The 24,073-nt window shown below is 64.2% G+C and carries 15 protein-coding genes; 6 read left to right on the top strand and 9 right to left on the bottom strand.

Annotated features, from left to right (window positions below; genetic code table 11):
- Positions 1 to 52 precede the first annotated feature (52 nt).
- Genes ACG0Z6_RS07885 through ACG0Z6_RS07865 form a run of 5 tightly spaced genes read left to right on the top strand, consistent with a single transcriptional unit; the run spans position 53 to position 6,670 of the window.
- Positions 53 to 1,252 (top strand): EscU/YscU/HrcU family type III secretion system export apparatus switch protein, encoded by a 1,200-nt coding sequence (locus tag ACG0Z6_RS07885; RefSeq protein WP_394460182.1) that lies wholly within the window; start codon positions 53 to 55, stop codon positions 1,250 to 1,252.
- Positions 1,249 to 3,348, top strand: coding sequence for a flagellar biosynthesis protein FlhA (flhA, locus tag ACG0Z6_RS07880; protein ID WP_394460180.1), 2,100 nt, complete (start codon positions 1,249 to 1,251; stop codon positions 3,346 to 3,348). The genes ACG0Z6_RS07885 and flhA overlap by 4 nt, the downstream gene beginning before the upstream one ends.
- Before the next feature lie 40 nt (positions 3,349 to 3,388).
- Positions 3,389 to 5,083 (top strand): flagellar biosynthesis GTPase FlhF, encoded by a 1,695-nt coding sequence (flhF, locus tag ACG0Z6_RS07875; protein WP_394460179.1) that lies wholly within the window; start codon positions 3,389 to 3,391, stop codon positions 5,081 to 5,083.
- 44 nt (positions 5,084 to 5,127) lie between these two features.
- A complete protein-coding gene (locus ACG0Z6_RS07870) occupies positions 5,128 to 5,928 on the top strand; it encodes a MinD/ParA family ATP-binding protein (protein ID WP_394460177.1) in 801 nt (266 codons plus the stop codon).
- A gap of 28 nt (positions 5,929 to 5,956) precedes the next feature.
- Positions 5,957 to 6,670 (top strand): RNA polymerase sigma factor FliA, encoded by a 714-nt coding sequence (locus tag ACG0Z6_RS07865; RefSeq protein WP_394460175.1) that lies wholly within the window; start codon positions 5,957 to 5,959, stop codon positions 6,668 to 6,670.
- Between the two features lie 14 nt (positions 6,671 to 6,684).
- Here ACG0Z6_RS07865 and agaR read toward each other — a convergent pair whose 3' ends face one another.
- From agaR to ACG0Z6_RS07820, 9 genes are all read right to left on the bottom strand, one after another.
- Positions 6,685 to 7,449: a transcriptional repressor AgaR gene (gene agaR, locus ACG0Z6_RS07860; RefSeq protein ID WP_394460173.1), complete on the bottom strand. Its 765-nt coding sequence runs from the start codon at positions 7,447 to 7,449 to the stop codon at positions 6,685 to 6,687.
- A complete protein-coding gene (locus ACG0Z6_RS07855) occupies positions 7,446 to 8,822 on the bottom strand; it encodes a D-tagatose-bisphosphate aldolase, class II, non-catalytic subunit (RefSeq protein WP_394460171.1) in 1,377 nt (458 codons plus the stop codon). Before ACG0Z6_RS07855 ends, agaR begins: the two co-directional genes overlap by 4 nt.
- A 33-nt stretch (positions 8,823 to 8,855) precedes the next feature.
- Positions 8,856 to 9,824, bottom strand: coding sequence for an ROK family protein (locus ACG0Z6_RS07850; protein ID WP_394460169.1), 969 nt, complete (start codon positions 9,822 to 9,824; stop codon positions 8,856 to 8,858).
- 10 nt (positions 9,825 to 9,834) lie between these two features.
- Complete coding sequence (locus ACG0Z6_RS07845; RefSeq protein WP_394460168.1) at positions 9,835 to 10,920, bottom strand: AgaS family sugar isomerase; 1,086 nt, start codon at positions 10,918 to 10,920, stop codon at positions 9,835 to 9,837.
- A gap of 151 nt (positions 10,921 to 11,071) precedes the next feature.
- Positions 11,072 to 14,353 (bottom strand): carbohydrate binding domain-containing protein, encoded by a 3,282-nt coding sequence (locus ACG0Z6_RS07840; RefSeq protein ID WP_394460167.1) that lies wholly within the window; start codon positions 14,351 to 14,353, stop codon positions 11,072 to 11,074.
- A gap of 46 nt (positions 14,354 to 14,399) precedes the next feature.
- Positions 14,400 to 16,340: a sialate O-acetylesterase gene (locus tag ACG0Z6_RS07835; protein WP_394460165.1), complete on the bottom strand. Its 1,941-nt coding sequence runs from the start codon at positions 16,338 to 16,340 to the stop codon at positions 14,400 to 14,402.
- A gap of 10 nt (positions 16,341 to 16,350) precedes the next feature.
- Positions 16,351 to 18,141, bottom strand: coding sequence for a sodium:solute symporter family protein (locus tag ACG0Z6_RS07830; protein ID WP_394460163.1), 1,791 nt, complete (start codon positions 18,139 to 18,141; stop codon positions 16,351 to 16,353).
- Positions 18,142 to 18,165: 24 nt separating this feature from the next.
- Positions 18,166 to 19,305 carry a Gfo/Idh/MocA family protein gene (locus ACG0Z6_RS07825; RefSeq protein WP_394460161.1) on the bottom strand — a complete coding sequence of 380 codons (1,140 nt, stop codon included), beginning with the start codon at positions 19,303 to 19,305 and terminating at the stop codon, positions 18,166 to 18,168.
- A 45-nt stretch (positions 19,306 to 19,350) separates the two neighbouring features.
- On the bottom strand, positions 19,351 to 22,179 hold the full coding sequence (locus ACG0Z6_RS07820; RefSeq protein ID WP_394460159.1) for a TonB-dependent receptor: 2,829 nt from the start codon (positions 22,177 to 22,179) through the stop codon (positions 19,351 to 19,353).
- Positions 22,180 to 22,752: 573 nt separating this feature from the next.
- On the opposite strand from ACG0Z6_RS07820, the gene ACG0Z6_RS07815 reads away from it, so the two are divergent.
- On the top strand, positions 22,753 to 24,057 hold the full coding sequence (locus ACG0Z6_RS07815; RefSeq protein WP_394460157.1) for a methyl-accepting chemotaxis protein: 1,305 nt from the start codon (positions 22,753 to 22,755) through the stop codon (positions 24,055 to 24,057).
- Positions 24,058 to 24,073: the final 16 nt, after the last annotated feature.

Genomic DNA, 24,073 nt, shown 5'->3' with positions numbered 1-24,073 from the left:
GCAATGCCTCGAACAATGGGGCCAGGGCATCCGGTGTGCCCATGACTGCACCATGGCCGAACAAGACGCACAGGACCGCAACTTACCCGCCTCGGCGCGCAAGATTCAACGCTCGCGCGAACAGGGCCAGCTGCCGCGTTCCCGCGACTTGCCGCACTTCACCGTGTTGGCAGTCGCCGCTGTGTTGCTCTCCTCCGGCCTGCCCCACGCCGTGGACGCACTGCAAGTGCTTCTGCAGTCTGCCCTGCGCTTTGACGCACAAACCCTGAGCAAACCCGGTGTGATGACGGAGCGCCTGGCCCAGCAAGTGTGGCTGGGCCTGCAGCTGGGGCTGCCCGCGCTGCTGGCCATCGTGGGCGCCGCTATGGCCGGACACTTGGCCAGTGGCGGCTGGAACTGGACCCTGCAGCCCCTGGCGCCCAAGTTCTCGCACCTCAACCCCATCAGCGGCTTGGGTCGGCTGTTTCAGTGGCAGCAGCTGTCGCAAGCGCTCAAGGCCTGTTTGCTGGCCCTGGTGCTGGGCGGCATCGGGGCCCTGGTGCTGAAGAACAAGATGAGCACCTATATCGCCATCATGACGGTGCCGCTGCCCGCCGCGCTGGCCTATGCCGGCAGCCTTATCCTCAACGGGCTGGCCATGTTGGGGCTGGCACTGGCTTTGTTTGCTGCGGTGGACGTGCCTCTGCAGCGCCAGCTCTACCTGCGCCGCCTGCGCATGAGCCGCGAAGAGGCCAAGCAGGAAATGAAGGAGACCGAGGGCAATATGGAGCTCAAGCAGCGCCAGCGTGCCCGTGCCCGCGAGATTGCCCGCACCCGCATGTTGGCCGCTGTGCCGCAGGCTGACCTGGTGGTCATGAACCCCACCCACTACGCCGTGGCGCTGAAGTACGAAGACGGCCGCATGGGCGCGCCGCGCGTGGTGGCCAAGGGCGTGGACTCGCTGGCCATGCGCATACGCGATCTGGCGCGAGAGAGCAAAGTGCCCGTGCTGCAAGCACCCGTGCTGGCGCGTGCGCTCTATGCCCACACCAAGGTGGACCACGAAGTGCCTGCCGCGCTGTTTGCCGCCGTGGCCCAGGTGCTGGCCTACGTCTACCAGCTCAAGGCCGCCTTGGCCCAGCACAGCACGCTGGATGTGCCGCCGCCCAACCCCGACGTGCCGCCCGAGCTCGACCCCCACAACCGCGAGGACTTTGTGCCCGACGAATTGGACCTGCCCGACCCGGCCCAGACCTCGCGAGGTGAGGCATGAATGCACTGACGCTCAAGCTCCAGGCCTGGCTGGGCCCGCGCGCGCACCTGGTGCAGGCGCTGGGCGCCCCCGTGGCGGTGGTGCTGGTGCTGGCCATGATGGTGTTGCCGCTGCCAGCCTTTGTGCTGGACTTGCTCTTCACCTTCAACATCGCCATGGCCATCATGGTCATGATGGTGGCCGCGCAAATGGTGCGGCCGCTGGACTTTGCCGCCTTCCCCACGGTGCTGCTGCTGACCACCTTGCTGCGTCTGTCGCTCAACGTGGCCTCCACGCGCGTGGTGCTCTTGGAAGGGCACACCGGCCCGGGCGCGGCGGGCAAGGTCATCGAGTCCTTCGGTCACTTCCTCATCGGCGGCAACTTTGCCGTGGGCCTGATCGTGTTCGCCATCCTGGTGGTGATCAACTTCATCGTGGTCACCAAGGGCGCGGAGCGCATCGCCGAGGTTGGCGCACGCTTCACCCTGGACGCCATGCCCGGCAAGCAAATGGCCATCGACGCCGATTTGTCTGCTGGCTTGATTGACGAGAAAGAAGCCAAGCGCCGCCGCGCGGAGCTCTCCGACGAGGCCGACTTCTTCGGCTCCATGGACGGTGCCAGCAAGTTTGTGCGCGGCGACGCCGTGGCCGGCATCCTGATCCTCTTCATCAACATCGTTGGCGGCTTCCTGATCGGCGTCATCCAGCACGGCCTCTCGGCAGGCCAAGCGGCCGACAGCTACATCCTGCTGGCCGTGGGCGATGCGCTGGTGGCGCAGATCCCGGGCCTGCTCATCTCCGTGGCTGCGGCCATGGTGGTTTCGCGCGTGGGCAAGGACAAAGACATCGGCTCCATGATTGGCCGCCAGGTGTTTGGCTCGACCAAGGCGCTGGGCATCACCGCCGGGGTGATTGGGGCGCTGGCCCTCATTCCGGGCATGCCGCACCTGGTGTTTTTTCTCATCGCCGCAGGCCTGGGTGGTTTGGCCTACCAGTCGATGTTGCGTGAACGCGCCGAAGTGGCCGCCGCGCAAAAGCCCGCTGCCGCCGCCCAGCCCAGCACGCCCGACGCCAACGCCGAAGCCAGCTGGGACGATCTTGTGCCCGTGGACACCCTGGGCCTGGAAGTGGGCTACCGCCTGATCACCCTGGTGGACAAAAACCGCGAGGGCGATTTGCTCTCGCGCATCCGCGGCGTGCGCCGCAAGTTTGCGCAAGATGTCGGCTTCTTGCCGCCATCGGTTCACATTCGCGACAACTTGGAGCTTCGCCCCAGCCAGTACCGCCTGACCTTGCGCGGCGCCGTGGTGGGCGAGGCCGAGGCCTTCCCCGGCATGTGGCTGGCCATCAACCCCGGGCATGCCACGCAAAAACTGCTGGGCACAGCCACCACCGATCCGGCCTTCGGACTGCCCGCGGTGTGGGTGGAAGAGCGGCAGCGGGAAATGGCCCAAATGGCCGGCTATACGGTGGTTGATTGTTCGACTGTCATCGCCACCCATCTCTCACACTTGATGCAAGTCCACGCGGCCCGCTTGTTGGGTCGCCTTGAAACCCAGCAGTTGGTGGATCACCTCACCAAGCTGGCCCCCAAGTTGATCGAAGACGTCATACCCAAAATGGTCGGCATCGCAGCCTTGCAACGTGTACTGCAGCTCCTGCTGGAGGAGGGCGTGCACATCCGCGACATGCGCTCCATCGTGGAGTGCCTGGCCGACAGCGCTGCCGGTGTGAACGACCCCGGCGAGCTGGCGCGGCGTGTGCGCGTGCACCTGGCCCCGGCCATCGTGCAACAAATCTACGGCCCGGTGAAGGAGCTGGACGTGATTGCTCTGGAGCCCGAGCTCGAGCGCATGGTCACCCAGGCCTTGAATTCGCCCCATGGTGCGGCACTGGACCCCGGCGTGGCCGACACGCTGGCCCGCAGCGCCGCCGAAACCGCCCAAGCCCAGGAAGACCGTGGCGTGCCCGCCTGCTTGCTGGTGCCCGATTTGATTCGTGCCCCGCTGGCGCGCCTGCTCAAACGTGCCGCGCCGCGCCTGAAGGTGCTGGGGCACAGCGAGATTCCCGAGACTCACACCATTCGCATCGGCTCCATCATCGGAGGCGCGGCATGAGCGCTAAGCCCCCGATTGCAGGCGCAGCCCAGGAGGCAGCATGAACGTCAAGCGCTTTACCGCCCCAAGCACCCGCGAGGCCCTCACGCTGGTGCGTCAAGCCTTCGGCGAGGACGCTGTCGTGCTCTCCACCAAACCCTGCCCGGAAGGGGTGGAAGTGCTGGCCATGGCGCCCGACAGCATGTCGCAAATCGAGCGCGTGGCCGCCAGTGCGCCGCGCGTCAGCGCCCGCCCAGTCGCACCCGCTGCCGCACCGGCCCAGCCTGCGCAGGAGCGCCAAAGCATCAAGTCCCGCCTGACCGAGCGCATTGCTGCACGCATGGCTCCGGCCAGCAGCGCTGCCGCGCCCAGCGCCAACAACAGCCCCAGCACCAGCCAGAGCGTGAACCAGGACGTGCAAACCCTGTCCATGAGCACGCTGTCCTTCCAGGACTATGTGCGCGAACGCATGCTGCGCCGCCGCCAGGCTGAACAACAAGGCCGCACCGACCCCGTGCTCAGCTCCGAGCCTCAGCACAGCACCCCCGCACAGGATGTGGCCACGCTGGAGCAGCTGCGGCGCCAGCGCGCTGATGCCGCCATGCAGGTGCTTGGCGCCCGCAGCAGCGCCCAGCCCACTGCCGCGCCAGCCGCCAAGCCCCGCGCTGAAGCACAGCCCAAGCCCGCCGTTGCCGCGCCCCGTGTGGCCGCTGCCGCGCCGCGCCACCCGCCCGTGCTGCGCGACGAAATCCGCCTGCAAGAGCCCCTGTTGCACGAGCCCAGCCTGGGCGGCCGTGTTGGCGAGCAAGAAGACATGATGCAGGAGCTGCGCTCCATGAAGGGCCTCATCGAGCAGCGCTTTGGCGCGCTGGCCTTCATCGAGAAAATGCAGCGCCAACCCACCCAGGCGCGCTTGACTTGGCGCTTGCTGGAGGCGGGCTTTTCGCCCGCCCTGGTGCGCAAGCTCACCGACGCCTGCCCGGCTGAACTGACCGAAGAAGCGCAGTGGATCGCCTGGGCCGCCAATGTGCTGTCCCGCAATGTGCTCACCGCCGAAGACCAAGCGCCGCTGGAAGACCAAGGGGGCGTGTTCGCCCTCATCGGCTCCACGGGCGTGGGCAAGACCACCACCACGGCCAAGCTCGCCGCGGCCTTTGCCACCAAGCATGGCGCTTCGCAGCTGGGCCTCATCACGCTGGACGCCTACCGGGTCGGCGCGCACGAGCAGCTGCGCGCCTATGGCCGCATCCTGGGCGTGCCTGTGCACACTGCACACGACCGCGCTTCGCTGGAAGATTTGCTGGAGCTGCTGGCGGGCAAGAAGATGGTGCTCATCGACACCGCCGGTACCGCGCAGCGCGACACCCGCACCCAAGAGCTGCTGGACATGTTGGGCCACGCCAGCATCCGCCGCCTCTTGCTGGTCAACGCCGCGCAGCAGGGCGAGACCATCGAGGACGTGGTGGCCGCCTGGCGCGCCAACGAGGCGCAAGGCGTGGTGCTGTCCAAGATCGACGAAGCCGTCAAGCTCGGCCCCGCGCTGGACACCATGATCCGCCACCGCCTGCGCGTGCTGGCTGTGGCCAATGGCCAGCGCGTGCCCGAAGACTGGCACCGCCTCTCCGCCCAAGCCCTGGTGCAGCGCGCGCTGCGTCCCACCGGCCCCAGCGCCTGGCGCATGGACAGCTCGGACGTCAACCTCATCTTCGCCGCCGGCCCGGCGCAGGCCGTCAGTTCCGCCTTTGGCGCTTACTGAGCACGTTCACACCCACACCCCCCATGCGCCAAGGACCTCCCACCATGCCCCCCCCGCACGACCAGGCCGCCGGGCTGCGCCAGCTCTTTGCCTCGCGCCAGATGCGCGTCATCCCTGTGGTCAGCAACCCCCATGTGCTGGGCAGCGGTGCGCTGTTGGAAGGTTTGTGCGCCGCTTTCTCTGAACTGGGTCTGCGCACCCTGGTGGTGGACGCCGGTGAGCTCTCGCCCGAAGCGCCCGAGCTGGCCGCGGTGGACCTGGCCTCGTGCATCGAGCCGCTGTCGCCCCGCGTGTCCTACTTGGCTGCACGCGGCCTGCCCATGCGCTACATCAACGCCCACGGCTCGGCCGCGCGCTTGGTGGAGCTGCTGGCCGACGCGGCGCCACAGTGCCAAGTCCTGGTGCTGCACGCCAGCGCTGCAGAGCTGGCACGGCTGCTGGCGCAGCGCGAGGTGCGCCCCGTGCTGCTGGCCGACACCGATGTGCAAAGCGTCACTCACGCCTATGCAGGCATGAAGTGGCTGAGCCAGCGCGCCGGCGTGATGGTCTACAGCCTGCTGCTGGCTTGCTCGCCCCAGCTGCGCCTGGCGCAGCGCATTGCCGAGCAGCTCAGCAGCTGCGGCGACGGATTTCTTGGCGCGGTGTTGCGCGACTGGGCCTGCATGGACCCACGCCAAAACACCAACGCCCCCCTGGAGGAGCCGCTGAGGCAGCTGGCGCGCGAGCTTTTGCACGCCACAGCCCCTGCGGTGGGATTGGAAGCGGCCGCTCACGCTCAGCCCCTGCGGCCGCGCGTGAATGTCACAGCGCTGGGCAGCGTGGCCCTGGGCCGCTCCTCACACTAAAGCCATTGGGAAATTGATGGAGACGACGATGTATACCGCCAAGGGACAACTCGACCAGTCATCGCTGATCCGCCAATACAGCCCACTCGTGCGCCGGTTGGCCCATCAAATGATTGCCAAACTGCCTGCCAATGTGGAGCTGGATGACTTGATCCAAGTCGGCTTGATCGGCTTGACCGACGCGCTGTCTCGCTTTGATGTCTCGCAGGGCGTGCAGTTTGAAACCTTCGCCACCCAGCGCATTCGCGGCGCCATGCTCGACGAGCTGCGCGGCTCAGACTGGATGAGCCGTGGCAACCGCCGCCAGCAGCGCTCCATCGAAGCCGCGGTGCACAAGCTCGAGCAGCAGCTGGGGCGCGCACCGCAGGAATCGGAAATCGCTGCCGAGATGGGCCTGAGCTTGAGCGACTACCAGGAAATGCTCTCCAAAGTGCGCGGCACCCAGCTGGTGTACCTGGAGGACATTTCGGGCGATGAGGGCGGCGACGACTACCTCGACCGTCACGTCAGCGACGAACAAGCCAACCCCCTGGCGCAGCTGCAAGACCACCGCATGCGCCAGGCCTTGGTGGACGCCATCAAAAACCTGCCCGAACGCGAGCAATTTGTGATGAGCATGTACTACGAGCACGACATGAATCTCAAAGAGATTGCGGCCGTGCTGAAGGTCACCGAATCGCGCATTTGCCAGCTCCACAGCCAAGCCATTGCGCGGCTGCGCGTGAAACTGCGGGAGTGGTGAACGGCGCGCCCGCTTCAGTCCACCACGATCAGCGTAATGCCCTGGTGCAGCAGCCCCAGGCGGTAAGCCTCGGGGACGCCAGCGTCGGTCACCACCACGTGCACTCTCTCCAGCCCCACCACGCGGTGCAGGCTCATGCGGCCGAATTTGCTGGAGTCGGCCAAGACCACCGTGCGCCGTGAGCGCTCCACCATTTTGCGATTCATATCTGCCTCCAGCACGCTATGGGTGGTGATGCCGAAGTCCAGATCAAAGCCGTCAACGCCCAAAAACAGGGTGTCAAAGCTATAGGCGTCCAGACTGGCATAGGCCTGCGCACCTTGAAACGTCAGCGACGGCGAACGCAGCAGCCCGCCCGTCGAAATGATTTGCACCCCCGGCGCCTGCGCCAGCTCATTGACGATGTTCAAGCCATTGCTCATCACCGTGAGGTTCTGGGCGTTTTTGAGGTGACCGGCCAGGCGGTGGGTGGTGGTTCCTGAGTCAATGAGGATGTTGTCACCGGGCTTAACCATTTGCGCCGCGCGCGCGCCAATGCGCTCCTTCAGTGAGGGGTTGAGGTGAGACTTCTCGCGAATGTCTTCGATCGAATCCAAGGGATTGAGCGTGACCCAGCCATGCTTTCGGGTGACGAGCCCCTGTTCTTCGAAGAAGTTCAGATCGTGGCGAACCGTCACGGCGGACACACCCAGACGCTTCACCAAATCGGAGACCCTGCTGTCCCCGCGAGCACTCAAAAACTTCAGCAGGCTCTCTCGTCGTTCTTGGATGGAGCTCATGACGTGGCAGCTTGCGCATCGAATGTCGAAAGGCGGGAATCCAGGCCGCTGGCCGTCATCAACCCACAGGCCCTGGCATAACGGTCCAACACACGCTGAATGTGGTGGGTGAGCAGGACGTTGGCGCGCGGTGCCAGCTGGCCTTGCATCACCGCTTCATATTGTGCGGGCAGATGTTGGCTGAGCAGCGGCAGGGGCAGGTCGCAGTGTTCCAGATGGGCCATCAGAGTGGCTTGTGCGGCCTGCAGCTCGGGTTGGCCCCAGTAGTAGCGGCAGCGGTCGCTGTAGGCGTAGTGGCGCAGCATGTATTGCTGCTGGGGGCAGCTGCCATAGTGCGATTGCCAGTGGCGGGGTTCGCGCAGCATGCAGGCTTCTAGCACCTCCACCAGGCGCGAGGTGCTTTGCCCGGCGCGCAAGGTGTTCTCAATGGCAGCCAAGGCGAACAGTGCTTCGCGCCATGCAAAGGTGAGGGCTGGCCCCACCTTGAGTACCGCAAAGTGATCGCGCACCAGGGCTTGCAGGGCGGCTTCGGTTTGGTAGTCCGTCGAATGGGCTTCGTACAGCAAGTGGCCCCAACCACCGAGCGTTGCAAGCGATGGCTCGACCAGTTGCGCCAAGGGCTTCGCGGCCTGGGCTTGGTAGTGGTGCACATGGCTGGGGTCGAAATCCACACCGGGTTGCACCACCAGGGCCACCACGCGAGGCCACACGCCTTGCAGCCCCAGGCGGGCAAAGGCGAGCTCGTGCTGGGCCACGGTACGCCGCGCTGCCTCAGGCGTGGTTACCTGCAGGGGCGCCGCCGTGGCGCCGCGCTCGCCGCCGGGGGGCGGCACCTCGGTGCCAATGACGTACACCGGCGCGGGTGCACCTCGGGGCGCTTGGGCGCGGGCCGCTTCGGCCGCGGCGCACAGGTCGGCCGCGCGCTGTGCGGCCACCTCATCGCTGAGGCGATCGGGGTCGTCGGCGCAGCGCATGCTGCAGTCGAGGTGGATCTTTTCGAAACCCGCCTGCACATATGCGGCCACCAGCACGCGGGCATGGGCCATGGCGGTGGCGGCATCCAGGTGCTGCCAGGCGTTGGGGCCCAGGTGGTCCCCGCCCAGGATGAGCTGGCGCGGGTTCAGGCCTTGGCGCGCTGCCAGCATGTGCACATGGGCATGGAAGTCGCGAGGCTGCATGCCGGTGTAGCCACCGAATTGGTCCACCTGGTTGGAGGTGGCTTCAATCAGCAAGGGATAGCCGTGGGCATGGGCATGGGCCAGGGCGGCGTGCAGCACCGCGTCGTGGGCACAGCACACACTGAACAGACCCAGGTGTTGGCCTGCCCGGTGTTGGCCCAGTACCGAAAGGAGAAGGGATTCAGAAGTGTTCATGGTTCATTTGGCGTGCTCAAGGCCAAGCTGTGCTCAGGGGTTCAGGGCCAGCAGTGCGGCACCACGGGTGCCCCCCGCGTCGCCAAAGCGCGGGGGCAGCACCTGCGGCGGGCAGGTTTCAGGGAAAAGGTGCGTGCGCATGGCCTGGGGCAGCGCCTCGTACAGCAGCTTCAGCTTGGACAGCCCGCCGCCGAGCACGATGGCGTCAGGGGCCACCATGAGCGTCCACTGGGCCAGGCCATAGGCCAGCAAATCGATGAAGCAGTCCAGCGTGGTCTTCGCCGTGGCATCACCGTTGAGGCTGGCCGTGGCGATGTCTGAGGCGCTCCAACCCGCGCCGCCCAAGTGGCGGTGCAAGCGCTGGATGCCAGGCCCAGACACCAAGGTCTCCATGCAGCCGCTCAGGCCGCAGCCGCAAGTCAGGGTGGGCAGTTGGTAGCGCTCCACCAGGCGGGCGGGCAAGCTGGTGTGGCCCCACTCGCCGGCCATGGCATGCGCGCCAGAGTGAAGCCGCCCGTGATGGCAAATGCCAGCACCTGCCCCGGTGCCCAGGATGATGCCCACCATGCTGGGCGCGCTGGCGGCCGCGCCGCTTAGGGCTTCGGACAGCGCAAAACACTGGCAGTCGTTGCCAAACACCATGGGGCGGCGCAGGGGGCCGCTGCGCCCCAGGGCCTGCACCAGCGCTTCGCGGACGGGCTGGCCATTGAGTCCCGGCAAATTGGCGCAGCGCTGCAGCTCGCTGTTGGGGTCTCTGACGCCTGGCAGCCCGATCCCCAATGCGCAGCCCTGCTGGTCCAGTTGGGCCTCGGCCTCTTGCACCAACTGCACCATGGCCTGCACAAATTCATCCAAGTCGGCATGGGGTGTGGGAATGCGCTTGCGAAACAGCGCCGTCATGCGAGGCTGGCGCGGTGCGTTGATGTCGGGCAGGCAGGCGTAGGCCACCAGTTCGACTTTGCTGCCGCCAACATCCATGCCCAAGAGGGTGTGGTGTGTCATGCCCAGCACCTCAGGCCTGCGCCATGGGGTAAATGGTCACGCCCTGCACCACGCGGTTGACGCGTCCTTCGGGGAAGGGGTTGTCGGGCGTACAGCCCAGGGCCACCGCGCTGTGCAGCGCCAGGGCTTGGGCCACCAACAAGGCCAGCAGACCCTGCCAGAGCTCGCCGTGGGGGAGGCCGGGCAAAGGGATGTCCACGGGCGGGTGGTCGGCCAGCTGCGGCCCCACCACTATCACCTTGCCGGCGACGCCATCGCGCCTCAATTCATTGACCAGGTCTTGCTGGTAGCGCCGCACGTCGGGCTGCCCACTGCTGAGAACCAACACCAGGGTGTTGGCATGGAGCACCGCTTTGGGGCCGTGGCGAAAGCCCAGGGTGGTGTCGCACAGCGCCACCACGCCCCCGGCGGTGAGCTCCAACATCTTGAGTGCTGCCTCCCGTGCCAGCCCCAGCATCGGCCCGTCACCCAGCACCACCAGGCGCGGTGAGCTGCTTTGGGCCCAGTGGGCCAAATGAGCCACCGCCTGCGCGGTGGTACTCAACACCGACGCCGCTTGCGTTGCTGCCATGGCCAAGGCTTGTTGTTGATCGGTCCACGGCAGCGGACTCAGGATCAGCTGCGCGGCCAGCAGCATGCAGCTGAAGCTGCTGGTCATGGCAAAGCCCTGGTCGCAGCTCCCCTTCGGCATCAACAGGTTCAGCGTGTCGTCGCGCCCCAGGCCCTCGCGGTACAGCGCGCCCTCGGGGTTGCAGGTGATATTGACAAAGCCGCTTTGGCGCACCAGCGCGCGCACCAGGGCCACGGCCGCGCTGCTCTCCGGGCTGTTGCCGCTGCGGGCGAAGGACAACAAGAGCGTGGGTCGATCGGCCTGCAGGTGAGCGTGCGGGTGCGTGAGCAAGCTGGTGGTGGCCACGGCGCGCACCTCGCAGGGCCAGTTGCGGTTTGCCTCATCGGCCAAGACCTCGCCGATGAAAGCCGAGCTGCCCGCGCCGGTGAGCAACACCAGGGCCTGGCGGGTGCTCAGCCAAGGCGTCAAAAACTGCTCGATGGCTGACCAGGCTTGCTCTAGCGTCAGGCTGAGTTCGCGCCACAAGTGTGGCTGTTGATGTATTTCTTGGGCCGTGTGCTTGCCTTGTGCAGCCTGCCACTGCGCGGCGGTTCGAGAAAGAATAGGCAAAGACATTGCGCCGAGTTTCAACACTGAAGTTCATCAAAGGCCCCCTGCTTGCAGGGGGGGAGGCTTGTCACTGCACCACAAGGGTCAAGTTGCGCGTGGGCTGTGTGGTGGCGTTGGGCAGGGTGGCCGTCACCGTGAAGCTGTAGCTGCCCGCCGTGCTGGGGGTGCCCATCAGGCCGCCGGTGTCTTTGTTCAAGCTCAGCCCAGGGGGCAGCGATCCCGCGCTGACGGCCCATGCGGAGATCAGCGGCGTGTTGGCCCGCAGGGTGGTTTGGTAAAACGCACCCACCTTGGCGCTGGGCAGTGGGCTGTTGCTGACCATGGCGGCGGGGGCAGAGACCGTCACTTCAGCGCCTGCGGCCGTGCCATTGGCTTGAATTTGCCGCAGCTTCCATTGGCTGCCTGAGGTGATCTTGCTCAGCTTCCAGAACTTGTTCAGGTCCAGGAACTCGGCCTTTTGCCAGGGGCTGAAGGCATTGCTATGGCGGGCGGCTTCCCACTCTTTCACCGCGGCAAAAAATACCGGCCAGTTGCTCCAGCTGCTGTCGCCCACATTGGCCACCCAGGTTTGGTAGCCGATGCCGGCATCGGCACCAGCCGCCTCGGCCTGGACTTGCTCCAGCGTGGGCAGGGTCAGGTTTCTGTCAAACGAGATCCAACCCAGCATATTGGGCATGAGGTTGGCGGTGTAGAAGAGCCGGTTGCGCACGCGCTGCTCGGGGGAGGTTTTGCCCACCTCACCCCAGCTGATGCGGGTGATGGCGTCCCAAATGCCGGTATTGAGCTGGCTGGCCTCGGTGAGCACGCCGTCCTTGCTGGCGAGATTGCCCACAAAGCCACGGTTCACGTGGTAGGCAAAGCCCCGCGCGCCATAGCCGGTCGCGCCGGCTTCTTCCAGGCCGTCAAAGCTGTGGTAGCCGACCTTGGCCTGGTTGTAGAGGTTGGCAATGCGCCGCCCGATCGATTCATTCAATGCCAGCTGGCCCGAGAAGCCGCCGTACTCGTTCACCAGCAGTCGCGAGACTTGGGTGTTCGCCGCATGGCTGGCGGCCGTGGAGCCGAAGGCCCCTCGGGTGACGCCTGAGATCTGAATCTCGTTGCCCAGTTTCAGTGTGCTGCCGGTGACGTCCAGCAACTCATTGCCGACGCGCAGGCGCTTGCCGCGGAAATTTGGATCAAGCAAATTGTTGTCGGTGACGTACAGCGTGGTGCTGCTGGCATTCAGCGGCCGCGTCAGGCTGGCGCGCGGGCCGATGGCCAGGTCAGGGCTGGGTGGTGAGGAGGTGACCAGCGGGTCATGGTTGTCGATAAAGTTGGACAGCGTGTGCATGCCAACACTCACACCTTGGGCATTGGCGCCGGCAATGATGGTGGCCGCCGCGCTGTCACTGCTGCCAAACTGCGAATTGAATTCGTAACTGCCATTGCTCTGCCATGGGCCGCTGGCACCGTTGAGTGAGTAAACGCGGCTCAGCCCCATGTCTTTGGCGACTCGCACTGCCGTGTCCATGGTGGACTGGCCCAAATCAAAGAAGACCAGGTGCGAGTCTGAGCGGCCACTGGCCACCTTGTGCCACTGCCCATTGAGGGTCAGATAGGGTAGGCCCTCGTTTTTGGCAATAGTCGACAAGGTGGTCATCACCGAATCGCTGTCGGCCCCGTACAGGGCGATGGTGGAGTACAAGATATCGCCATTGGCGTTGTCAACGTCCAGAGGGATTTGGCGCGTGCTCGGAGGCCCCCATTCGGGGTACTGAGGCCAAAAGACGGTGCGGGTGCGCGGCTTGGTGTAGTCCACCGTGAAGGCGCGCAGGACCGAACCCCAGGTGGTTTCCTGGGCCGCCTGGTAAGCCCAGGCGTGGTAGGTCTGCAAGAAGATGGGGTGCACGATGTCGGCAAACCCGACCACGTCGGTTTGATCGCTGGGCCAACCGGCTTCAGTCTTGGCGTTCAATGGCTTGAGCCCCAGGGTGAAGTTGCCCTCTTGCACATGGCCCACGGCATCGCCAACCCGACCCTTGATGGTGCTGGCCAGTGGGCCCCAGAGTACGGTTTGAACGTCGCCCCGCGACGCACGGTAATACTCCAAGGTCAGCTTGGCGTAGCCGGTTTTTTCATGCACCCGAACGTGGACAACGTAGTCGTATTCGGCGTTGGAAAACACCCAAACCTCAGGATCGGTGGCGTGGCGTGCCACGCTGCTTGGGGCCACGCGTTTGCCGTCAATCACCAGGCTGATCAAGGGCGCGGTTTTACCCGGCGCGACATAGTTGAGCTTGCTGCGTTGGTCCACCAGATTGACCACCGTGCCGCTGGCGTCCACGCCAAGCGACAGGTGCCCGGCTTTGAGCGTCAAAGCTGCGCTTTGAACCGAGGCGGAGCCGGACTGGTGGTTGGGCACCAGCTCCCGCAGCTGAAAGTCGTCACACCAAACATCCCCCCCCAGCTGGCTGTTGCCGCAGTACAGGTGCAGGTTGTCGTCACTGTCGCCGGTGGTGAAGGTGATGGTTTGCTTGAACCATTCACCGGCCTTTGGGCTGGCCAGGGCGGGGCTGGAAATCCAGCCGCTGGATTGGGTCAGGCTGGCCTCCAGTGCCACAGTGGCCGTTCCGCCCGTGCGCAGCCATGCCGTGGCGATATAGCTGGTGCGCGGCTTGACGGCCATGCCGGCTGAAACCCAACCCAGCGCCCCAGATCTGATCTTGGCCGCATAGTTGCCACTGTGTTTGATGCTGCTGTCGATCTCGGCACCGGCCGAGTAAGTCCAGAGGTTCAGCGTGCCGGTTTCAAAGCCGGAGTCGGCCACGGGCAGCGGCGTCACACGGTAGACATGCATGTCATCGCAATAGCCCGCCCCCGTGGCCGTGCCATAGACCGAGCAATAGACGTAGGACTTCCCTTCGTTGGCAAACGAAGCCGTGAAATCCACCGACATCGTTCGCCAGCTGTTGCTGGCCATGGTGATCGTGTCATCCGGGCCGTTGGGCGACTGGGAGGAGGTGAAGTACAGGGGCATGGCCGCATCGCTGGTTTTGGCCATGACCACCGCGGTGTAGGCGGCACCCGGCACCAGCCCGGTCACAGGTTGAGACACCGAAGCCCAGCCCCCGCTACGCGCCAGCTTGGCGGATCGGCCGCCCGAATAGGCGTCGGTTGAAATGACTGCATAGGCGCTGTTTTTGTACGCCGTCAACGCGCCGGATTCAAAGCCGGAGTCAGTGATCAGATCGTTGGCGTACACCGAGACTTGGCCTTGCCCTGCGGATTGCGCCAACGCGACGGGCAGCCCGATGCCGCAGATGCCGAGGCCGACCAAGGTGCCGGCCAGGTGGGTGCGAATGGACGTCATGAGATGTCTCCTAAAAGAGTGGATGGGCGCGATGTGCCCAGGGCCTTCAAGGCCGTCCCAGAAAGCGGATTTCGCTGATGCCCACGCGGTCACCGCCAAGTTGGCTGCCCTGCGAACGCAAGCGGGCATTGCCATGCACCGTCATGCGAACCGCATTGGCACGCACGGCCGGAAAGCTCAGTACCTCGCAGGCCAAACCCAGCTCCGATGTGGTGTTGACCGTGACCCTCGAGGACCAGGTCGTGCCGCCGTTGGCGGAGAACTCCAAATCGAAATTGGTGGCCGCGTTGGCAATGCCACCGTAGCCCCACAGAATCAAGCCCTCCAGGGTTTGCGCGCTGGGCAGGGTCAGGGTCATGCGGGGATTCGGATTGCTGCCGTCAAAGTACTGCGGTGGGCTGTACCAAGTGGCCCAGACATTGGCGCCATCCAGCACATGACTGCTGCCATTGAGGCCGCCCACCGTGGGCTCGGCGTTCAGGCCGCTGGCGTTGATGATGTTGATCAGCGGAAACTCTGAGCTGCCCACATCTTGGGAAATGCTGCTGGGTTTGATGACGCTGTAGCTGGCGTTGGCTTGGCTGGCGTAGCCCACAAAGCGCAGCTCGCTCATGCAGTGGCGGTCGCCGCCAGAGCCGCCATGGCCCAGACCGGCAGCATTGGCCAGCACGGTCACCCGGATGTGGCTGGCCAGATAGCTGCGGCGAAATTGCAGCGTCTGGGAGGCGCTTTGCAGCAAATGTGTGGTGCTGACGGTTTCGGACAGCGGATAGGTCTGCCCTTGGTCGGAGGAAAACTCCACCAGGAATTTCGCCGCCGAATTGCCACTGCCCGGGCCGCCGTCGCCATAGCCCCAAGTCACCAAGGCTTGGATGTTGGAGAGCGTGGGCAGCGTGGCAACCAACACCGGGTTCGGGTTGGCGCTGGAGCTCACGTAGTTGGGAAAGGTCTGCTCCAGGGTGCACCAGGTGTTGGCCAAGCTGGAGCTGTGAGTGACGGTGCCGGCGTTGGTCACGCTGGCGCTGCTGCTCAGGCCGCTGCCATCGATGAGGTGGCTCACCGCATAGTAGCTGCCGTTGTGGTTGAGCTCGTGGCTGGCCTGCAGGGAAATGCTCGACGGCGTGATCATCGCGGGCCGCTGGGACTTGGCTGTAGCCAGGGCGTCGGCATGGCGCTGGCCCAAAGTGATGAGGCTGGCGCGGTTGAAATGGACGTGGTCACCGATGTGGCCTAGCTCCGCGCTGCTGACGAAGGCGGTGTAAGACACCTTGCTGGGCAGGGTCGCAAAGATGCCTCGCAGCGTGCGAATCCGGCTGATATTGGGCAGGTGCTCGGGGTCGTCCGGCGCGCCGTAGAACGAGCCCACTTCTCCGGCCACAAAGGGCAGGTTGGGCTCGCCGGTGTCGGCGCGGATGTTGCTGATCAAGGTGTGCAGCGCGGCTTCATAGGCGTCCGCCAGGCTTTGGTACACGGTGTCGCTTTCGCCCTGCTGCCACAGCATGCCCTTGAGCACGCCGGATTGCTTGGCGAAGTTCACTTTGGTGATGATGTCTTGATAGGTGACCGAGCCCTTGGCGAAATACGAAATCGGCGCGCCGCCCCAAGCCACGGGAATGAGCCCCACAGTGACGCCGGGGTGGGTCTTCATGTATTGCCGGGCGAAATCCAAACCCAGCCCGAATTGGTCGGAGCTGAGCCGGTTGTGCAAGGGGTGGGCGGCGGCCCCCCAGGCGAGGTTGCCCACCGTGGGGATGCGCAGCACATGCGGCACGGGGTTGGTATCACCCGCCTCCAGTGGGGCCACGCCCGAGGCGTTGGATTGCCCGCCGATGATGAAGACGTGGAACTTCGTCTTGTCGCTGGGAATGTCCCAATCCGTGCCCGACCACGCCGCCCCAGCGGTCAGTAGGCCACCCAGCGCTCCGGCCAGCATCAAGGGCCAGCGCCGCGAGGTCGCCAGCGCATGCATCCAGGCTTTGAATTTCATGGTCGTCCTTTCAGTGGGAAGGTTCGGTGACGTGCCCAGGCGCGGGCACTCGGGGCGCGGTGTGTAGCCGCCACAGGGTGAAGCCGCCCAGGCCCGCCAGCGCCAGCCAGGCCGCAGCCGCGGGCCATTGGCCCAGCAGGGCAAAGCCTGGAAACAGCAAGGCGCCGTACAGCAGGGCTGCCGCGGCCACCCAACGGCCTGCGGCGCCCCGCAAGTGGTCGGGCGAGGCGGGCATGCCTGGCATGCGCCGCACGCGCTCCCAGCCTGGCCCTGGCGGGCGAACCTGCTTGTAAAAGGCCTGGCACTGGGCATCTGGCTCTGCGGGGCTGCTGAAATAGGCCACGGCCAAGGTCAGCACGGAGCAGATCAGCAGGTTCAGCAGCAGGCGGATGGCAAACAGGTCTTGCCCCGGGCTGTCGGGGCAGATCACAAACAAGAGGCTGCCCACCACCACGCCGGATACGGCCCCGGTGATCTCGCTCCACACATTGATGCGCCACCAGTACCAGCGGCCAATCAAGGCCACCGCCGAGCCCGTGGCCACCACGCCCAGGTATTTGTAGACCCCCAAAATGCTTTGCAGGCTGGGGATGATGAGTGCGGTCACCAGCGCCAGGCCCAGCATGGACAGGCGCGCAGCCCGAACATAGTGCCGCTCGGCTTTGCCGGGGGCCACATAGGGCTTGTAAATGTCGTTGACGATGTAGGAGCTGCCCCAGTTCAGCTGGCTGGTGATGCAGCTCATGAACGCCGCCAGCAGCGAGGCCACCATCAAGCCCTTGAGGCCCCAGGGCAGCATGTGGTTGATCATCAGCGGATAGCTGCTTTCGGCATCGGTCAGCGCGGGGAAATAGACCACCGAGGCCGCGCCCACCAAAATCCACGGCCAGCTGCGCAGCACGTAGTGGCAAAAGGCAAACCAGGAAAAGCCCAGCACGGCATCGCGCTCGGTTTTGGAGGCCAGCACCCGCTGCAAAAAGTAGCCCGTGCCGGGAGCCAGCGGCAGCCAGGACACGGTGATGAGGATCACAAAGGTGGCAAAGGGCAGCGAGGCCTCCACCTCCGGAAAGATGTGCAGCAGCTTGGGCTTGTCGTGAGCGGCGGCCAACACCACTTCGGCAAACGGCCCTTGCTGTGTGACGTCCAGCCAGGTCACCACCGCCAGCACCATCGCGCCCAGCATGGCCAGGCCGAACTGCATGGCGTCCGAATAGACCACGCCATTGAAACCCGTGACGGTGGAATACGCCACGGCCACCGTGCCCAGCACGGCGATGACCAGCATCACCGGCGTCACGCTACCCAGCAGCGGCAGGGTGAACTGCGGCGTGCTGGACAGGCCCATGATGGCCGTGGCCACTTTCATGGCGGCGAAGGTGACCGAGGCCATGATCATGGCGTTGATCACCACGCCATCGAGCACCGCTTTGAACAGGCGCAGCGCATTGGAGGCCGGGCTGCGCGTGTAACGCAGGTGGATCAATTCCACCTCAGTGGTCACTTCCGAGCGCCGCCACAGGTTGGCGAAGAAGAAGATCGACGCCAGGGTAGCGAGCGCGCTGCTCCACCAAATCCAGTTGGCGTAAATGCCATCCTGGCGCACCGCGCCCGCGACGAACAGCGGGGTGTCTGACGAAAACGTGGTGGCCACCATGGAGGTGCCTGCCATGAACCAGCCCAGGGAGCGGCCCGCAATGAAAAACTCACCCACGCTTTTCCCGGCATGGCGCCCACGCCACAGCGACAAACCCACGGAGGCCAGGACAAACCCGGCAATGATCATCCAGTCAAAAGTGTGCATGGCGTTCAGTCTTTGGGTGGGAGCTCAAAGGGCGTAGGCATCGAAGCGATCCCACATGGGCGACAAATCCAAGACCTGACCCATCACGCGCGCTTCGTCGAGCTTGATGGCGGTCAGACCGGCCGTGAGGGCGTCCAGCACGGACACCGGCAAGGGCTGCCCCAGGTGCAGGTGCTCGTGCACCTCTTGGGCCATCAGCTCTTCCGCGCCGTAATGAATCGAGACCGTGGGGTCGCCCAGCGCAAAGTTGGTATCCAGCAGGCAGGCCGCGCTGCGGGCATCGTGCACCTTGAGAAAGTTGCGCACGAAGTCGCCTTCCGCCATCCCATCGGTGCCAACGACGCAAAACCGCCGGTATTCGTCGGGCACGTTCATATTGGTGTGAAAGGCCATTTGCGCGCCGTTTTCATACTCGAGCAGGGCGACTTGGTGATCGACGATGTCCGAGTCCGAGCCAAAAGCCCGCTCACCACCACCCCAGCGCGATTGACGCTGGTGGTAGACCGGGTCGCTTTCCAGCGCTTGGCGTGCCGCGACGAAGTGCCGTTTGCCGCCAAAGCTGGCCACGCGCCGCGGCCGGCAACCCATGACGCTGTTGTAGATGTCCAGGTCATGGCAGCACTTTTCGAGCATAAAGCCGCCCGAATGATCCTGATGGCGGCGCCAGTCGCGGTGAAAGAAGGCGCCGTGCTCCGGTGCGATGTGCTCGGCGGCCTCCAGGCTCAAGACGTCACCCAGCTGGCCCGCGCGCAGCGCCGCCATCAAGGCCTTGTACAGCGGGGCATAGCGCAGCACCAGGCCCACCATCACGGCGTCACGGCCGTGGACTTTGAGCAAGTCCATGAGCAAGAAGGACTCCGCTTCGGTGCGCACCACCGGCTTTTCAGCAAACACCCGAACCCCGGCATTGAGGCAGGCGCGGATGTGCTCCAGATGCAGGTGATTGGGGGAGGCCACGATCACCAGATCCAGCCGCTCCTGGCGCAGCATGTCCAGATGGCTGGCATAGCCTTGCCCCATGGGAATGCCCTTGGCCTCCAAGGCCCCCAGCCGCGCAGGCTGAGGGTCGGCATAGGCCACGAATTGGCAGTTAGGGATGATGGTGTGAAAGGCGGTGACCAGGTGGCCACTGCGGTCGCCCAAACCGATGATTCCTGTGCGCATCGTGGTCTGTACCGAGGAGTTGGAGGTTTCGGGTGTCTTGCGGCGTCAGAGCTTGATGCGCAGGCCAAGCACAAAGCGCCGGCCGACGTCGCTCACGCTTTGCGGCCGCGAGTCCGCCGTGGCGGGGTTGGCCACATTGCTGGAGAACAGCGTTTCCCGCGCACCACCCAGGTTGATCACATTGCCAAACAGGGACACCGTCTTGTTGAGGTCATATGCGGCACTCAGGTCCATCTGCCCATAGCCCTTGGCAAAGATCTGCTGACCAAACACATCGCTGGACAACACCATGTATTGGTCCCGGTAGGTGTAGGCCAAGCGCACTTGAACTGGGCCGCGCTCGTAATACGCCGAGGTGTTGAGGCTGTACTTGGACACGCCAGGGAAGGGAATGGTTGCACCCTTGTTGTCGTGCGTGCTGCTGTTGGTGCGCGTGTAGTTGAAGGTCAGGCCCAAACCTTGGAGGGCGGTGGACAGTGCATCCAGCGGCATCTGCACCGAGAATTCGCCGCCATTGATGCGGCCCTTGCCCAGGTTGCTGGGCTTGGTGAGCGACACCCATTGGTTGTTGTCGTAATTGACATTCAACTCCGTGGTGTTGCCCACAATGCCGTTGAGCCGCTTGGAAAAGCCGCCCAGGCTGACCATGCCGTCCTTGCCCCGGTACCACTCCAGCGCCAGGTCGAAGTTTTCGCCGGTGAGAGGCTTCAGATTCGAGTTGCCGATGGCGGCTGTCTTCTGCGTGGGGTTGGGCGTACCGGTATAGGCCGGCGTCAGGTCGGAGAACAGCGGGCGGGTCAGCGACTTCGAGTACGAAAAGCGCGCGGCCAGTTCAGGCGTAAGCTCGGCCTTGAGGTTCAGGCTGGGCAGCCAGTGAACATCGTGGCTGTCCGAGCTCAGCGTGCTGACGTCGGGCGAGGTGTAATGAATGGTGCCCAGGTTGTTTTCCGTGACGATTTCAAAGGGGCGCCGATAGCCGGTCGCGGTGGTGTTGGTCGACACATAGCGCAGGCCGACATTGCCGGTGATGGGGGTGGCGCCCAGCTGGGTGTCAATGTTTAGTTGCGCATAGGCGGCCGAGGTCTTTTCCTCCACCGAATACGACTGCAGCGCGTTGAAGATCGGGTCCAAAGTGCCGGGTTTGGCCAGCTTGGCCAGGGCGTTGATCACCGCCGTGGGGTCTTGGGCGAAGGGAATCAGCCCATGGTTCCAGCCCAGGCTCAGCCCGGGCACCAAGTCGGTGGGCAGGTGGGTGACGCCTGCATTGGCTTCGGTCAGCGACAGGGAAACCGGCTGACCCGCCGCGTTTTTGAACTGCCCTGAGGCCAGGGCATTGGCGGCCAGCTCTTTGCGGCGCTGCGACAGACGCACCCCTACTTTGAACTCAGAGAACGGCAGGTTGGACAGCGCGCGCTCCGCGTCCAGCCGCAAAGCCTGTTCGCTGTCGTCGTTCTTGCGGCTTTCTTGCTGGAAGTTGTTGGTGCGGTAGAGCGAGGCATCAGCAATGGTTTTGGCAAACGCCGCGTCGGGGGTGACGGCGATGGCTCCGCCTGTGGTGTTGACCGTCACCAAGCCCGGGATGGCGTTCAGACCGATCTTGGGCATGAAGGTGGCGCGGTCAAAACGCTCCTCACCATGGGCCTTGGCATAGGCGAGGTCGGCGCTGAGCTTCCAGTCGCTCAGCCGGGTGCTGGCATTGAGACCCAGGTTGACGCTGCGATCGTCGCCCGCCTGCACATCGGTCACCGAGGTCAAGTCCGCTGCGGTTTGGTAGGTGCGAGCGGTGTTGTCCGGGCCGACCACCAGGCTCGCGAAGGGGATGCTGCCGTCCGGATTTTTCGGGCCGAAAACGCTGGGCACGCTGCTGTAAATGTCGCTGAACAAGCCGGGTGAGACTTGATAGATGCCCTGCAGGCTGGTGTGCTTCAAGCGGCGTTGCTGAACGAGCGCGTCGAAGCGCACTTCGGTGTCTTTGGCGGGGCGCCATTGCAGCGTGGTGTTGAGACCCTGGTTCTTGCGGTTTTCGTCAAACACCTCGGGGTTGAGCGAGAAGGGGAAGAGGACGTTTTGCGCGTTGGTGCTGCCCGCGCCCTTGGTGTCGAATTTGTCGCTGTAGCCAAAGGTGCCGTTGGTGGAGTAGGCAAAGCTGTCGGCATTGCCCTGGCGGATGTGGCGCTCGGAGAACGTTGCCGAGACCAAGGCGCCAAAGCTGCTGTCGGCGTTCTTCCAGCTCCACAGCCCCGACAGATTGGGCGCGTGTTTGCCGCTGAGCGTGCTGTAGAGGTCGGAGCCCGACAGCGTGGCGCGGTGGCCCAGCATCAGGGGGCGGGCTGTCTGGATATTCACCACGCCGGCCACGCCGCCTTCGATGTGCTCGGCGGAGTTGGATTTGTAGACCTGCATCACGTCCACAATTTCCGACGGCAGCACATCGAAATTGGTCTCGCGCCCGGTGCTGCTTTGCACGCCACCGCTGAGGGTGGAGTTGTACGACTCGGTGGCGCTCACAATGGTGCGGCCATTGACCGAGCCGCGCACAAACGAAGCGGGCAGCCCGCGCACCGACACAAAGTTACCCTCGCCCCGATTGCGGTCAATCGTCAAGCCGGGGACGCGTTGCAGTGCTTCGGCAATGTTTTTGTCGGGGAATTTGCCCACGTCTTCGGACGATACGGCGTCCAGAATTTCCGGGCTGAAGCGTTTCTCGTCGCGGGCCTTGATCAGCGCAGCGCGGATGCCGGTGACCTCCACCTTGTCCAAAGTATTGTTCGTTCGCGCTTCTGTCGGAGTTTGCTGCGCCCATGCCGGCACACTCAACAGCGCACTGCTGACACAAATGCCACTCAAGAGGCGGCGGCTCTTTCGCATCTTCATCTCGGTTCTCCTCGTCCAGTTTTTCGGTTGTTGGCCGCTCCTGGTCCGTCGGCCTAGGTTGCAATGGGTCCTGCATGTCTTGCCCAAGTCGCTAGGCCTGGGCAATGTCATTCGAACAAAAGCGCTAGTGAACGTGCCTTCGGTGTGCGGGCCAAGAAAACTGTCCGCTGAGTTCACGAAAAAATCATAGGAAAAAATGAAAATTAACAATGGATTGGAAATCGGTGGTTTTCCCTGTTTTTGTATGAAAAACAAATATTTATTAACAATTGAGTTGTGAAATTCGAAACATAAGATCTTTCGAATTGCCACTTTTGGTGTTGAACTCGATGTCCGAAGTGCATGCGCAACTTGGTAAACGGCCATAAGTTGCATATTTCGAAGCCATGGACTACCCCGTGGCTGGCATCATGGATCGCTGTGGAGTTGGACGAATGGGCGCATGCAGCGAAGTGCTGTCCCGGCCTGTTCGTGCCGTGAATAGGCCCAAGGAGACAACTTATGTGGTTGGATCAGTTGCTCAGGCGCACTCAAACTTCCGTGTCGCCCGGTCAAGCACTTGAACGAATCGATATGACAGACGTGGCAGCCACACCGCCTGCGCTGGCAAGGGTGGTCACACAACTCAGCAGCGGCGTGTCGAGCCTGGGGCGAGACGCCGCCGAGGTGCGAGGTTTGTTGGACGACACCCAGCAGGTGGTGACAGACCAAATCAAGGCCATGGATGCACTGGGTACCGAACTGGAGTCGGTGCAAAACGCCCAAGACAGCATTCACCGCTGCACCGACCAAACCCGCCAAACCGTGGCGCGTGCGCGCGACGTGCTGAACCAGATGGGCACCGAGGTGGCCGACATCGTCAACACCCTGCACCAAGTCTCGCAAGTGGCTTCGGACATCACAGGCATTGCGCTGCAAACCCGATTGGTGGCCTTCAACGCCTCGGTCGAGGCCAAGCGCGCGGGTGAATCGGGCCGGGGCTTTGGCGTGGTGGCCGATGCCGTGAAAGACCTCGCCGGCCGTGTCGAGGCTTCATCCAAAGCCATCATGGGCACCATCAGTCGGCTCGATGCCCGCGTGGCGGCCTTTGCGGCGGAGCTCAGCGCCTCTGGCAACGCCGCAGCACGCAGCAGCGTTCACCAAGCCTTTGCCGAAGTCGAAAGCGATGTGGCGCGCATTGGCGAGGCCGCAAAAAGCAGCTTGAACACCACCCAAGCCTTGGGGCAGCGGGTGCAGGGCCTGTCGCAGGACGTGCAAAAAGCCATGCATAACATGGACGCCGCCTTTGCCTGCAGCGACCGCTTTTTGCGCCTGTCAGAAGACATGATTGCGCAAATCGCCGGTGCGGGCGTGCAGGTGCAAGACAGCTTCTATATCGAGGCGGTGCAGCGCACAGCCGAGGACATCTCAGCCGCGTTGGAGCAGGCCTTGGCCAGCGGCGCGCTCAGCCCGGCGGACTTGTTTGACGAGGACTACCGGCTCATTCCCGGCACACAGCCACAGCAATTCACGGCTGCGTTCACCGCGCTGGCCGACCGGCTGTTCCCTGCGCTGCAGGAGCCCGTTCTGAGCCTGGATAAAAAGGTGGTGTTTTGCATCGCGGTTGATCGCAACGGCTACGTGCCCACGCACAACCGCCAGTATTGCCAGCCCCAGCGCAGCGGCGATGTGGCCTGGAACACCGCACACAGCCGCTACCGCCGCATCTTCAACGACCGCACTGGGCTGGCCTCGGCGCGCAACACCAAACCCTTTTTGCTGCAAACCTACCGCCGCGACATGGGCGGTGGCAACTTCGTCTTGCTCAAAGAGGCGGCCGCACCCATCACCGTGCAGGGCCGCCATTGGGGTGGTTTACGCCTGGCTTTCCATTTCTGAGCGTACTGTGCGAGGT

It is taken from the genome of Roseateles rivi, from assembly GCF_043555845.1.
GTDB lineage: Bacteria > Pseudomonadota > Gammaproteobacteria > Burkholderiales > Burkholderiaceae_C > Roseateles > Roseateles rivi.
Note: the sequence above shows the minus strand (reverse complement) of the source record. Positions and strands in the feature narration are given on the sequence as shown.